This window comes from Paenarthrobacter sp. AT5 (assembly GCF_032764245.1).
GTDB lineage: Bacteria > Actinomycetota > Actinomycetes > Actinomycetales > Micrococcaceae > Arthrobacter > Arthrobacter ureafaciens.
This window is the reverse complement of record NZ_CP136441.1, coordinates 3255015-3268209: the sequence shown is the minus strand read 5'-3', so window position 1 is coordinate 3268209 and position 13195 is coordinate 3255015. Positions and strand designations below refer to the sequence as shown.

Below are 13195 nucleotides of genomic sequence, written 5' to 3'. Positions count from 1 at the left end.
GGTGGCCTTCAATAAGAAAGCACTCCGGCCGTTGGAGTCCTGCAACAGCAGGGCAGAACACGGCGTCACCAGAAGTTGATTGGACAAGCGTTCTATAGAGGCCCAGAGGCCTCGTGAAGGGGACTCCATGACTGAGACCACCAGCGCGACACTGCGCCATGCCGGCGGCGAACTTGAACTGCCGCGCATCAAGGTTGTAGAAGGAAACGAAGGCTATGACGTTTCCAAGCTGCTGAAGCAGACGGGCGCCGTTGCCTATGACCCCGGCTTCATGAACACCGCAGCTACCACATCGGCCATCACGTACATTGACGGTGACGCTGGCATCCTGCGCTACCGCGGGTACCCCATTGAGCAGCTCGCACAGCACTCGAACTTTCTGGAAGTTTCCTACCTGCTGATCTACGGCAACCTGCCGACCCCCACCGAACTGGAAGAGTTCGATCAGCGCATCCGTCGCCACACCCTGCTGCACGAGGAGCTGAAGGGCTTCTTCGGCGGCTTCCCGCGCGACGCCCACCCGATGCCGGTGCTGTCCTCGGCTGTTTCCGCGCTGTCCACCTTCTACCAGGACTCGCTGGATCCGTTCAACGCCGAACACGTGGAAGTTTCCACCATCCGGCTCATGGCCAAGCTTCCGGTGATCGCTGCCTACGCCCACAAGAAGTCCATCGGCCAGCCCATGCTGTACCCGGACAACTCCATGAACCTCGTGGAGAACTTCCTGCGCCTGAGCTTCGGCCTCCCGGCTGAGCAGTACGAGCTCGACCCCGTTGTGGTCAAGGCTTTGGATCTCCTGCTCATCCTGCACGCCGACCACGAGCAGAACTGCTCCACGTCCACGGTGCGCCTGGTGGGTTCGTCCAACGCAAACCTCTTCGCCTCCGTTTCGGCAGGCATCAACGCACTCTTCGGCCCTGCCCACGGCGGTGCCAACGAGGCCGTGCTGAAGATGCTCCGCCAGATCCAGGCCGAGGGCATCAAGCCTGAGGACTACATGGAGAAGGTCAAGAACAAGGAAGACGGCGTCCGCCTCATGGGCTTCGGGCACCGTGTCTACAAGAACTACGACCCCCGTGCGAAGATCATCAAGGCCACGGCCCACGAGGTCCTCAGCAAGCTCGGCGGTAACGACGAACTGCTGGACATCGCCATGCGCCTGGAAGAAAAGGCCCTCGCGGACGACTACTTCATCCAGCGCAAGCTGTACCCGAACGTCGACTTCTACACCGGCCTCATCTACAAGGCCATGGGCTTCCCGGAGAAGATGTTCACCGTTCTCTTCGCCATCGGACGCCTCCCGGGCTGGATTGCCCAGTGGCGTGAGATGATCAACGATCCCCAGACCAAGATCGGCCGTCCGCGGCAGCTCTACACGGGGGAGCCGGAGCGCAACTACCCGGCCAACTGATACTGCATCAGAGCCAATAACGACGGCGGCCGCCCACCTCGCGCGAGGTGGGCGGCCGCCGTCGTTGGTCACCGAAGAGGTGCCCGCCTAGGCTTGGGCCGCGGCAGGCTCGGTGGCGTTGTATCCGTACGGGTTGTTCTTCTGCCAGCGCCAGTGGTCTTCGCACATCTGGTCCACGGTCTTGGTAGTGGACCAGCCAAGGTCTGCCAAAGCGGAGGAAGCGTCGGCCCAGAAGGCAGGAAGGTCTCCTGCGCGGCGTCCCGTGATCTCGTAGGGGATGGGCCGGCCCACGGCTTTCTCGAACGAGCGGAGGACTTCCAGCACCGAGGATCCTTTGCCCGAACCGAGGTTCCAGCGGCGGACGCCCTGGCGGGACGCGATGTAGTTCAATGCGGCCACGTGCCCCTCCGCGAGGTCAACCACGTGGATGTAGTCACGCTGGGCGGTGCCGTCAGGGGTGTCGTAGTCGCCGCCGAAGACCATGAGCTTCTCGCGGCGGCCTACGGCAACCTGGGCAATGAACGGAACGAGGTTATTCGGGATGCCCTGCGGGTCTTCGCCGATCCGGCCCGAGGGGTGGGCGCCCACCGGGTTGAAATAGCGCAGCAGTGCTATATGCCAGCGGTCATCGGCGTTGCCAAGATCGGAGAGGATGTCCTCGATCTGTTCCTTGGTGCGGCCGTACGGATTGTTGGCGCCGATCTCCATCTTCTCGATGTAGGGGATCGGGTTGTGTTCGCCATAGACAGTTGCCGAGGAGCTGAAAACGATCGATCGGACGTTGTGCTTGTCCATGACGCGGAGAAGGTTCAGCGTGCCCACGATGTTGTTGTAGTAGTAGGCCAAGGGCTCCTGGACTGATTCGCCCACTGCCTTCAGGCCCGCGAAGTGGATGACCGCGTCGATGTCGTGCTGGCCGAAGACCGCCTCGACGGCCGGCTCGTCCACCAGGTCCACCTCGTGGAAGGCGGCGGTTTTGCCTGTCAGTTCAGACACCCGCCGCAGCGACTCTTCGCTGGAGTTCACGAGGTTGTCGAGAACGACGACGTCGTGGCCGGCTTCCTGGAGGGACAAAACGGTGTGCGAACCGATATAGCCGGTGCCGCCCGTGACAAGAATTTTCATGGTGTCTACGCTATCGGAAATCGGAGCCACGCCGCTCAGTGTTGAGCGTGGTGGAAGCACATTCGTGCTAGAAAATACTGGTGCCCAAAATTGTTGATGCCGAAGTCCGGCGCCAGGAAGTTGTCCAAGCCGTATTTCGCATCATTGCCAGCGACGGCTTGCATAGGGCATCACTCCGCGAGGTGGCCGATGAAGCGGGGCTCGCCGTCGGATCGGTCCGCCACTATTTCGCCAGCAGCGATGAACTCCTGGTGTACTCCTTCGCCTCCGTTGTGGACCGGATTGTTGCCCGCCTGGAAGCGGCTCTGGCGCTGGTAGAAGATAGTGAGGGCGCTGAACACCACAATGCCGTTCTGAACCTCCTGGGTCAGCTCCTGCCCTTGGATGAGGAATCGGCCGTGGACGCCTGCGTATGGATGGCTTTCCGGCAGGCAGCGCGGATCACCCCGGTGTTGGCCCCCGAAGCCGAACGCAGCCACCGTTCGGTCGCCGCCGTCATCGGCCGGTTGATGGTGCTGTTGCGTCCACAGGACGTCGACAACCCGCAGGCGCTGGTGACGGAAGCGGAACGCCTCCTGGCCACTGTGGACGGATTATGCATGCATGCGCTGTTGCAGCCTGAATGGATGACCGCGGCCATGTGCAGCGACGTCCTGGAAGCACACCTCCAAACCCTTCAGGCGGCTTCGGCCCGGGCCTAACCCCGGAAGCCGTGCCCCCGGGCCGTTACCCCCGGGGCCCTTCAGGAATAGACTGGGACATGTCGGGAACCCTGTCCAAGGGAGGAATTCGGATGCATGAGTCAGGCGGCCCGGGATGGCGCATCACCATGGACACGTCAGGGCCGATGCTCATCGCCTTGTACTTGCGGGACGTAGCCGGACTCGACGGCGTCGGAAAGCCGATGCTGGCCCACGCCGCTCCCAAGATCCGCCAAGCCGACCATAGCCACCTCACCTCGGACGTGGGAGGTATCAGCGCGCTGAAAACCGAATGGGAAGCGTGGTGGGAGAAGCTCGTCAAGTCCTATCCCGAACCGGCCCAGGAGCTTACTCCACCCAGTTTCAAGGCCTTCGGCAACTCACCGGCCCTACAAAGGGTGTTGCAGGCGCACTTTGGAGCTGCACTGGCCTGGGCCACGGACAGGATCGACGAATACGCGGATCTCGAAGCGGCCCGCGAAGCCAACGGAGTCACCAACGTCCTCAACGAGCTGGTGGAGGACCGGCTCCTGGAAGTGGGGCGGAGCTCGCGCGACTTCGACCTCACCATCATCGAGCTTCCGCTGACTGAGCCACGGGCCTGGTACCTGGAGCCGAGCACGATCTTCATGAGCCATAGGCTCCTGTCCCAGCCGGATGTGTTCCGCAGCTACGTCCAGCCGGTGGTGGAGCTTCTTGCCTAGGCCTGCTGCCTGAACATGTCGCCTAGGTGGTGGGGGCTGACACCGTGATGGTCACACCGTCCGATGCCGCCGCAGAGTCGGTCCAGCCTTTGCGCTGTTCCCTGTTCCAGGTCCGGCCGGTCGCATCAACCTGGGTAATCGACAGTGCCTTGGCATTGGCCACGGCCCAATGGGCCACAGCCCACGCCTGCGGGCCCGTCACCTCAAGGCGCACCGACCGTCCCTCGACGCCGGCCACTTGGGTGCCGAACGCCGTCGTGAGTTCATCCACGACGGCGGCAGGGTCACCGGCCGCTTCCGGCATCCTCAACTCGCAGTCCAACGCTGCTTCGGAATGACCCGTCAGGGCAGAAGCGAAGGCACGTCCCATGGGTTCATGCTGGGCATACGCGCGCGGGAAGGCCGACCTCTGGACTGCCTGCGCCGCCTGCGTGATTTCCATGCTTTCGTAGCCGGGAATCTTCACCAGCCCGTCATAGAAAGCATTCGCGGCGTAGGTGGGATCCATGACCTGGGCTTCGGTTCCCCAGCCTTGGGATGGCCTCTGTTGGAACAGTCCGCGGGAATCCGGGCCGGCCTCATCCCCATAGTTGATATTCCGCAGGCGTGACTCCTGCATCGCCGTTGCCAGGGCAATGCTGGCCGCGCGCGGAGGCAGACCACGGCGGACGGCCACAGCCGTAATGAGCGCCGTGTTCGCGGTTTGGTCTGTGGCGAGTTCGAAGCTGGCTGAGCCCACCACAGCGACGCAGCGCTCCGAGACCAGTGTCTCGGAGCGCTGCAGCACGGCGACTATGGCGTAAACGGCGCCGGCCACCAAGGCCAAGGCCAGCACCATGACGATGATGCGGCGCAAACGGCGCACAGTTGGTCTCCTGCTAGTTGGCGTGCAAAGCCTCGTTCAATTCCACGGTCTGGCCCTTGCGGGGCAGGACCTCGACGCCACCGGTGGTGGAGTTGCGGCGGAACAGGAGGTTGGGGACACCGGAAAGCTCCACGGCCTTAATGATCTGGCTGGTGTCCTCGCCGTTCTCGTCCTTGGGGCCCGGCACGCGGACCCGCGTGCCGGCGGTCACGTAGAGGCCCGCCTCCACCACGGAGTCGTCACCGATGCTGATGCCTACACCCGAGTTGGCGCCCAACAGGACCCTCTCGCCCAGGGCGATCTTCTCCTTGCCGCCACCGGACAGCGTGCCCATGATGGACGCGCCGCCACCGACGTCGGTGCCGTCGCCGGCCACTACGCCTGCGGAGATACGGCCTTCGACCATGGACGTGCCCAGGGTGCCGGCGTTGAAGTTGACGAAGCCTTCGTGCATCACAGTGGTGCCTTCGGCAAGGTGGGCACCCAGGCGGACACGGTCGGCGTCGGCGATGCGAACGCCGGTGGGGACGACGTAGTCCACCATGCGGGGGAACTTGTCCACGCCGTAGACCACCACGTTGCCGCGCTTGCGCAGGCGTGCGCGCGTCAGCTCGAAGCCTTCCACGGCGGCCGGACCGAAGTTGGTCCAGACAACGTTGGGGAGCTTGCCGAAGATTCCGTCCAGGTTGATGCTGTTCGGCTTGACCAAGCGGTGTGAAAGCAGGTGCAGACGGAGGTAGGCGTCAGCCGTGTCGGCCGGGGCAGCGTCCAAGTCGATCTGGGCGAACACCACCTTCTGCTCGGTGCCGCGATCGGCGTCCTTGCCGTCCTCGGCGAGGGCAGTCAGTGCAGGGTCGGCGTTGTCGACGTCCCTCAGGGTGTCGGCTGCTACGCCCAACGCGGGGGAGGGGTACCAGACATCCAGTACGGTTGCTTCCCCGGAGGCCGAGGTAGCGATCGTGGCGAGGCCGAATCCGTAAGCTGATCGGTCGTTAACGGACGCGGTTACGGGCACAGCGGAAGAAGCAGTTTCAGTCATGGCCCCAAGTTTAGCTACCGGGCGCGGTGCGGCTGAAACCCGTTCCAAGGACTGGAGTCGTATTCGCTTGCCCTGCTGCGCCGCGCCGAGCAGTTAAGGTGGAGGGGTGACCCTGAACTCCGCACCTGCCCTCCTCGACCTGCGTCAGGACGTCGCTTTACTGACTTCGGCCATTATTGATATCAACAGCGTCTCCGGCAACGAGACCGAACTGGCAGATGCGGTGGAAGCCGCCCTGCGCGCCCTGCCCCGGTACACAGTGGTGCGCGACGGCGACGCCATCATTGCCCGAACGGAGCTGGGCCGCCCGGAGCGCGTCATCCTCGCAGGCCACTTGGACACCGTCCCGCTTCCCACGGTCCCCGGTTCGCTGGGAACCGTGCCTGCAACCTGGGAGTCGGGGGTCCCCGGCGAGGGCATACTCTTCGGCCGCGGCACCACGGATATGAAGGGCGGGGTTGCCGTGCAGCTCGCCTTGGCGGCAACACTGTTCGACGGCGGCCGGGAACCTGACCGGGACGTCACGTTTGTTTTCTACGACCACGAGGAAGTGGAGGCCGTCAAGAGCGGCCTTGGCCGGTTGGTACGGAACCACGGCGATCTACTGGACGGCGACTTCGCCATCCTCCTGGAACCCACCCACGGCACGGTGGAAGGTGGCTGCAACGGCACCAGCCGCTTCGAAGCAACCACGCTGGGAGAAACGGCGCATTCGGCCCGCGCGTGGATGGGCAGCAACGCCATCCATGCTGCAGCTCCCATCCTTGCCCGGCTGGCTGCCTATGAACCGCGCACCATCAACGTGGACGGTCTCGACTATAGGGAAAGCCTCAACGCCGTGAAGATCAACGGCGGAACGGCCGGAAACGTCATCCCGGACCGCTGCGTGGTGGAGATCAACTACCGTTTTGCGCCGGACAAGACTCCGGATGAAGCCGAAGCCCACGTGCGGGAACTGCTGGAAGGCTTCGAGGTCGTCCGTACCGACGCCGCAGCTGGTGCGCGTCCCGGCCTGAACCACCCCGCCGCAGCGTCCTTCGTGGCCGCAGTGGGAGCCGAGCCGAAGCCCAAATACGGCTGGACCGACGTCGCGCGCTTCAGTGAGTTGGGCATCCCGGCGGTGAACTTCGGACCCGGAGACCCGCTGCTGGCGCACAAGGACAATGAACACGTCGACGCCGATGCCATCCGTGAGTGCCTGCGTGCCCTGAGGACGTGGCTGGGTCAGTAGCCCCGACGCAAAAGAAGAGGTCCGCAGCCCCATGGCTGCGGACCTCTTCTTGTTCTCTGGTGCCCTTTACTTCTTGCCCGGCCCCTCGACGGAATCGTCGGCGACGGGATCGTTGCCGCCCACGATGAGGCCTGTCCGGAGGCTGGGTGCTGCCACACCGCCCGCGGCCTTCTTGGAGCCGCGGCGTTCGATCCAGATCGCGATCCGGGAGACCGTGAGGTTGATCAGGATGTAAATCGCAGCGCCCACGAAGAACGCGGGGAACAGGAAGTCCGGACCCAGGAAGTCAGCCATGATCTGGATCTTCCGGAGCAGTTCCTCGTAGCCCACGATGTAGCCGAGCGACGTGTCCTTCAGGAGCACGACGAGCTGCGCCACCAAGGACGGCAACATGCGGCGTACAGCCTGCGGGAATTCGATAATCATGCGCGACTGGAAGCTGCGCAGGCCGATGGCCAGGCCGGCTTCACGTTGGCCCTTGGGCAGCGACTGGATGCCTGCACGCAGGATCTCGGCGAAGATGGCGGCGTTGTAGAGCACCAGGCCCACAACCACCGCTTGGAACTGTCCGGTGGCGAACACCAGCAGGACGAACAACATCATGAGGACGACCGGCATGCCGCGGAGGAACTCGAGGACCACCTGCGTCGGAATCCGAACCCACGGGATCAATGAGATTCTCAGGAGGCAGAGCGCAATTCCCAGCGGAAAGGCAATGATCGCTGCCACGGCCGCCGCGGTCAGCGTGGAGATGATGCCCTGGCCGATCAGGTTCCAGACATCCGGCGCCATGGGACCGTAGAAGATTTCCCAGCGGTCGGCGTCGAAAATGCCCTGCTGCGCAAGCGTGATGACGGCGATGGCCAGCACGCCAAGGATCAGGACGATCCCGGCCGCCGAACCGATGAGCGAGTAGAGGCGGGCCTTGGGCCCCGGGACGTCGTAAAGGACCGAGGTCATCGGGCAATCGCCACCTTTCGTTCAACAAAGTGCGCCAGGAGGCCCAAAGGAACCGTGATGAGGAGGTAGAAGAACGCCACCCCGAGCAGGATCCAAAGGACCTGGTTGCCGTAGTCATTGGAGAGCTGGCGGCCGTAGCCGAACAACTCGAGGACGAAGAAGGCGCCGGCAACCGAAGAGTTCTTGACCAAGGCGATCAGGATGTTGATCAAGGGCGGAACCACGGTGCGGACAGCCTGGGGCAGGACGATGAAGCCCAAAACCTGGGTGAAGGTCATGCCGACGCTTCGGGCTGCTTCTGCCTGTCCCACCGGAACACTGTTAACGCCGGAACGGACGGCTTCGGCGATGAAGGCGGCCGTGTAGCTGCTCAGTGCGATGATGGCGGCGACTTCGAATTGGTCGAACTTCACTCCCAGCCTGGGGAGGACGATTGCGGAGAAGAAGAAGATGATCGTCAGTGGCGTGTTCCGGGCGACTTCCACGTAGAACATGCTGAAGCCGCGGAGCGCAGCAACGGGCGAGACCCTCATGGCCGCGAGGATGGTTCCTACGACGAGGGCGATGATTCCTGAGATGACGGAGAGGTAGAGGGTGCGGAGAAATCCGTCCCAGTATTGGGGGAGGCTTGCTATGACGGCGTCCATGGCTTCCTTTTGCTGCAGCTGATCACGGAACAGGGTCCTGGTTCAGGAACTGCCGCCGTCCCGTGGGAGGGACGGCGGCAGCTGCTGGACTGACTGCTAGTAGCGGTCGAGGGCCGGAAGCTCAGGTGCGGTCTTGATGACCTTGCCTGCCGTAGCTTCCCAAGCCTTCTTGTAGTCGCCGTCCTTCTGGATGGCTTCAAGCTGGTCGTTGATCCAGTTGCGGAAAACCGTGTCGTCCTTCTTCAGGCCGATGCCGTAAGGCTCCTTGGTGAAGGTTTCATCCGAGGCGAGCTTGAAGGCATCCGGTTCCTTGTCCACGTAACCGGCCAGGATGACGTTGTCGGTGGTCACGGCGACAACCTGCTTGTTGCGCAGCGGCTCGAGGCAAGCGGTGTAGGTAGCGGCCGGAACAACTTCAGCACCGTACTTTTCGGCGATGGTCTTGGCAGGGGTGGAACCAGTGACGGAGCAGACCTTCTTGCCCTTGACGTCCTCCGGCTTGGTGATGGAGTTGTCGTCCTTGTTGACCAGCAGTGCCTGGCCGGCTTCGTAGTACGGGCCAGCGAAGGAGACCTTTTCCTTGCGGGCGTCGTTGATGGTGTACGTGGCGATGACCAGGTCAACGCGGCCCTGCTCGATGAACGATTCGCGGTTCTGCGAAACGGTCTCGACCCATTCGATCTTGTCTGCCGGGATGCCCAGCTTGGCGGCGATTGCCTTGCCGATTTCAACGTCGAAACCGACCGGCTTGCCGTCAAGGCCCTTCTGGCCGAAGAGCGGCTGGTCGAACTTGGTACCGATGGTGATCTTCTGTGCCTTGTTGAGCTTCTCCATGGTGGTGCCTGCTTCGAAGCTCGCAGACGCTACGGGGGGAGTCGTCGAGCTCCCGCCGCCACCGCAGGCGCTCAGCGAGAGGGCAAGCGCAGCCGATGCGGCAACCAGGAGTGACTTCCTCCGGGTAATCAGAGACTTCATGACGTTCCTTTCAGTGGATGGCCGGTGTACGGCCGGGGGTGCGATTCCTGGTGGCCAGGGTGAAGGCCGTCAGGAGCTAGTGGGTCAGGAGTTTGGACAGGAAGTCCTTGGCCCGGTTGCTCTGCGGGTTCGTGAAGAATTCCTCAGGCTTGGCGTCTTCGACGATCTGTCCGTCCGCCATGAACACAACGCGGTCGGCTGCCTTGCGCGCGAAGCCCATCTCGTGGGTGACCACGATCATCGTCATGCCTTCCTTGGCCAACTGGATCATGACATCGAGGACCTCGTTGATCATTTCCGGATCGAGCGCGGAGGTGGGCTCATCGAAGAGCATCACCTTGGGCTTCATCGCCAGGGCCCGGGCGATGGCCACACGCTGCTGCTGGCCGCCGGAGAGCTGCGCAGGAAGCTTCGGTGCCTGATGCCCGACGCCGACGCGCTCCAGGAGGGCCATGGCTTCGCGTTCGGCCGTACCCTTCGCGACGCCCTTGACTTTGATGGGACCCAGCGTGACGTTCTCGAGGATCGTCTTGTGGGCGAAGAGGTTGAAGGACTGGAAGACCATGCCGACGTCGGCACGGAGGTGGGCCAGTTCCTTGCCCTCTTCGGGGAGCTTCTTTCCGTCGATCGAGATCTCGCCGTCGTCGATCGTTTCCAAACGGTTGATGGCACGGCACAACGTGGACTTACCGGAGCCGGAGGGTCCGATGACCACTACAACTTCACCCTTCTTGACCTGAAGGTTGATGTCTTTGAGGACGTGCAATTGACCGTAATGCTTGTTGACGCTGTTCAGGGAGACGAGCGCATCGCCGGGCACTTGAGTAGTCATAGCTTGAATCTAGCGAACTACGCAGCAATTATGACCACGATCACGGCAACTTCTTTGAGATCGTGACTGAACAGAAACCTGTTTTTCAGCCGGATATGAGACTGCAATGCGAGCTTGTGCGCCAAGTGCGGATACTCGCATTCTTAGGCGTTAGCCTTGGGCAATGAGTATCAGCCAGCATCCAGTTCCCAACCCCGACGCCAACGGCCGAGGGGGGAGCAACGCGGCGCTTCCTTCCGCGGCAGCGCCGGCCAAGCATAAAGGCCCCCTGGAACTGCGGCGTAAACAGGCAGATACCGGAATGTCGGACCAGCACCTGCTGGATACAAGCGGCGCCGGACAGTTCATCCATACCGACCCCTGGCGGGTACTGCGCATCCAAAGCGAGTTCGTAGAGGGCTTTGGGGCTTTGGCCGACATCGGGCCCGCTGTCAGTGTCTTTGGTTCCGCCCGCACCAAGCCGGGCACAGAGTTCTACGAGATGGCAGTGGACGTGGGACGCAAGCTGGCCGAAGCCGGCGTAGCCGTCATCACGGGCGGTGGCCCGGGTTCCATGGAAGCTGCCAACAAAGGAGCCGTGGAGGGCAACGGCGTTTCCGTCGGTTTGGGGATCGAGCTGCCGTTCGAACAGGGGCTGAATCCTTGGGTGGACCTCGGCATCAACTTCAGGTATTTCTTCGCCCGGAAGACGATGTTCGTCAAGTACGCCCAAGGCTTCGTAGTGCTTCCGGGCGGCCTGGGAACCCTCGATGAGCTGTTCGAGGCCATGGTGCTGGTCCAGACGCGCAAAGTGACCTCATTCCCGATCGTCCTTTTGGGCGTCCGGTTCTGGGGCCCGATGATCGAGTGGATCCGTGACACGCTGGTGGCCGAGGGCATGGTGTCGGAAAAGGACCTTGACCTGATCCAGTTGGTGGATGACCCCGCAGACGCGGTACACCGTGTGCTTCACGGCGAACCCCTGCCCACGCCGACGGGGGAGCAACGCCCGGAGTAGGCAACTGCTTCTGGCACGATGGTGCTGTGAGCTCTTTTCTGGTATTTTTCGCGATCGTCCTCGTCGGGGCAGCTCTGTATTTCGGAGCCGGAATCGTCCGGGGCCGCTCGATGGGAGCCGGCTTGGACGAACCAACCCCCAACCTGCCGCCCGTCCTCCTGCCGGAGCAAGCGGGCGCAGCCGACGTGGACAACGTTCGTTTTGGGCTCGGCCTTCGCGGATACCGGATGGACCAGGTAGACCAGGTCCTGGACCAACTAAGGGACCAGTTGCTGGAAAAGGACCGCGAAATTGAGCGACTGCGGGATCAGCTGAAGTCGCAGGCCGAGGGTGGCGAAAACCTGAGGGCCACGCAGTGAACAACCAGGTTCCCTCCCGGGCAGCCGGAACCCCGGCGGCCACGGAGGGAGCAACGAAGCACCTCGCAGGCGCAGTTGTCCGGGCAGGAGCCGCGATGGCGGCGTGGCCTTGGTGGCTCCGGGTTTCCTTGGTTTTCGTCGCCGCGCGGCTCGTCAGTGCCGCCATCTTCATGGCAGCAGCCATCCATCAGGGAACCAACCCATGGTTTCCCCCGGCCCCCGACTACTGGAACTTCATCACCATTTGGGACGGACGCTGGTACCAACGGGCGGCGGAGGATGGCTACCCGGCCACCTTGCCCGTCGACCAAAACGGCGTCGTCAAAGAAAACGCCTGGGCCTTTTACGCGCTCTTCCCCTTCCTGGGCAGGGGCCTGAGCGCAATAACCGGGCTCGGGACGCTCCAGTCCTTGACTGCGATCGCCATGGTGGCCGGGTTGGGTGCTGCCCTGGTGATCTTCAAGCTCTTCCGGGAAGTGACCGGTCGACGCACTGCGATGTGGGGCGTCGTCTTTGTTTCGACCTTCCCGGTCTCGCCCATCCTCCAGGTTCCGTACGCTGAGTCCCTCAATCTCCTGCTGCTGGCGTCATCGTTGCTCCTGGTGGTACGGCGTCACTACCTTGCCGCTGTTCCGGTGGTGCTGTTGATGTGCTTTTCCCGACCAACCGGCGTTCCGTTCGCTGCGATGGTGGGCCTCCTCCTGGTATGGCACCTCTGGCGGCGCTTCGGCCCCGCCCGTGAGGTGGGCGGCGCCGTCGCCACACCGAAGCTGTTGTCCTTGGCAGCGTTGGTGGTGACTACTGGCACCGGCGCATTGGCCTGGCCCATTATCGCGTGGGCTGTCACCGGGGACCCGACCGCCTACACGCGCACGGAGACGGCATGGCGAGGGGACGACCTGGTTCCTTTTAAGCCTTGGTTCGATGCCGGGCGAATGTTGTTCGGGCCGGTTCTCGGCGTCTTGGCCCCCTTCGTCTTCGCCGGACTGTTCGTCCTTGTGATGATTTCAAAGCCGGTCCGTGCCCTGGGGACCGAACTGAGGTTGTGGTGCGCGGCTTACATGGGCTACTTGCTGGTCTTCCTCCACCCGCAGACCAGTACATTCAGGATGCTCCTGCCGCTCTTTCCGCTGGCGCTTGGCGCTGCGTTGCTCTCCAGATCGAAGGCATACCGGGGCACGGTGGTGCTCATGTTCCTCCTCCTCCAAATCGTCTGGGTGGTGTGGCTGTGGGCATGGGCGCAATTGCCCGGTGGCGGCGACTATCCTCCGTAAGGCATTCCATTGATTCGCTACGGGCGGGTAAGTACGGGATAATGGAATACAAGCAAGGACAAAAGCACATATTGT

At 62.9% G+C, this 13195-nt stretch carries 14 protein-coding genes; 7 read left to right on the top strand and 7 right to left on the bottom strand.

The genetic code is table 11. The features are described from left to right. The first annotated feature begins 127 nt into the window (after positions 1 to 127). Entirely contained in the window at positions 128 to 1411 is a 1284-nt protein-coding gene (locus RI444_RS15010) for a citrate synthase (RefSeq protein WP_021471767.1), read from the top strand. Positions 1412 to 1498: 87 nt separating this feature from the next. Here RI444_RS15010 and galE read toward each other — a convergent pair whose 3' ends face one another. Then, positions 1499 to 2536 (bottom strand): UDP-glucose 4-epimerase GalE, encoded by a 1038-nt coding sequence (gene galE, locus RI444_RS15005; RefSeq protein ID WP_021471768.1) that lies wholly within the window; start codon positions 2534 to 2536, stop codon positions 1499 to 1501. Between the two features lie 80 nt (positions 2537 to 2616). Here galE and RI444_RS15000 point away from each other — a divergent pair, with 80 nt between their 5' ends. Both RI444_RS15000 and RI444_RS14995 read left to right on the top strand, forming a co-directional pair. Next, entirely contained in the window at positions 2617 to 3237 is a 621-nt protein-coding gene (locus RI444_RS15000; RefSeq protein ID WP_207605795.1) for a TetR/AcrR family transcriptional regulator, read from the top strand. Between the two features lie 92 nt (positions 3238 to 3329). Beyond that, positions 3330 to 3941, top strand: coding sequence for a hypothetical protein (locus RI444_RS14995; RefSeq protein ID WP_031216320.1), 612 nt, complete (start codon positions 3330 to 3332; stop codon positions 3939 to 3941). A 22-nt stretch (positions 3942 to 3963) separates the two neighbouring features. On the opposite strand, the gene RI444_RS14990 is transcribed toward RI444_RS14995, so the two are convergent. Beyond that, positions 3964 to 4806 carry a hypothetical protein gene (locus RI444_RS14990; protein ID WP_207605796.1) on the bottom strand — a complete coding sequence of 281 codons (843 nt, stop codon included), beginning with the start codon at positions 4804 to 4806 and terminating at the stop codon, positions 3964 to 3966. 13 nt (positions 4807 to 4819) lie between these two features. After that, positions 4820 to 5845, bottom strand: a complete 1026-nt coding sequence (gene dapD, locus RI444_RS14985) for a 2,3,4,5-tetrahydropyridine-2,6-dicarboxylate N-succinyltransferase (RefSeq protein WP_207605797.1) — start codon at positions 5843 to 5845, stop codon at positions 4820 to 4822. Between the two features lie 106 nt (positions 5846 to 5951). Between dapD and dapE the strand changes: the two genes are divergently transcribed. Further along, positions 5952 to 7076, top strand: a complete 1125-nt coding sequence (gene dapE, locus RI444_RS14980) for a succinyl-diaminopimelate desuccinylase (protein ID WP_207605798.1) — start codon at positions 5952 to 5954, stop codon at positions 7074 to 7076. Between the two features lie 66 nt (positions 7077 to 7142). Here the strand turns inward: dapE and RI444_RS14975 are convergent, their stop codons facing one another. The 4 genes from RI444_RS14975 to RI444_RS14960 form a co-directional block, all read right to left on the bottom strand. Continuing rightward, entirely contained in the window at positions 7143 to 8036 is an 894-nt protein-coding gene (locus RI444_RS14975) for an amino acid ABC transporter permease (protein ID WP_021471774.1), read from the bottom strand. Then, on the bottom strand, positions 8033 to 8683 hold the full coding sequence (locus tag RI444_RS14970) for an amino acid ABC transporter permease (protein ID WP_021471775.1): 651 nt from the start codon (positions 8681 to 8683) through the stop codon (positions 8033 to 8035). Before RI444_RS14970 ends, RI444_RS14975 begins: the two co-directional genes overlap by 4 nt. A 96-nt stretch (positions 8684 to 8779) precedes the next feature. After that, positions 8780 to 9658, bottom strand: a complete 879-nt coding sequence (locus RI444_RS14965; protein WP_021471776.1) for a glutamate ABC transporter substrate-binding protein — start codon at positions 9656 to 9658, stop codon at positions 8780 to 8782. Between the two features lie 76 nt (positions 9659 to 9734). After that, positions 9735 to 10490 (bottom strand): amino acid ABC transporter ATP-binding protein, encoded by a 756-nt coding sequence (locus RI444_RS14960; protein WP_031216321.1) that lies wholly within the window; start codon positions 10488 to 10490, stop codon positions 9735 to 9737. Positions 10491 to 10653: 163 nt separating this feature from the next. On the opposite strand from RI444_RS14960, the gene RI444_RS14955 reads away from it, so the two are divergent. The 3 genes from RI444_RS14955 to RI444_RS14945 all read left to right on the top strand — a co-directional run bounded on the left by RI444_RS14955 (position 10654) and on the right by RI444_RS14945 (position 13120). Continuing rightward, a complete protein-coding gene (locus RI444_RS14955) occupies positions 10654 to 11487 on the top strand; it encodes a TIGR00730 family Rossman fold protein (RefSeq protein ID WP_021471778.1) in 834 nt (277 codons plus the stop codon). Positions 11488 to 11513: 26 nt separating this feature from the next. Next, positions 11514 to 11846 (top strand): DivIVA domain-containing protein, encoded by a 333-nt coding sequence (locus RI444_RS14950; protein WP_021471779.1) that lies wholly within the window; start codon positions 11514 to 11516, stop codon positions 11844 to 11846. Positions 11847 to 11941: 95 nt separating this feature from the next. Next, positions 11942 to 13120 (top strand): hypothetical protein, encoded by a 1179-nt coding sequence (locus RI444_RS14945; protein WP_069695245.1) that lies wholly within the window; start codon positions 11942 to 11944, stop codon positions 13118 to 13120. Positions 13121 to 13195: the final 75 nt, after the last annotated feature.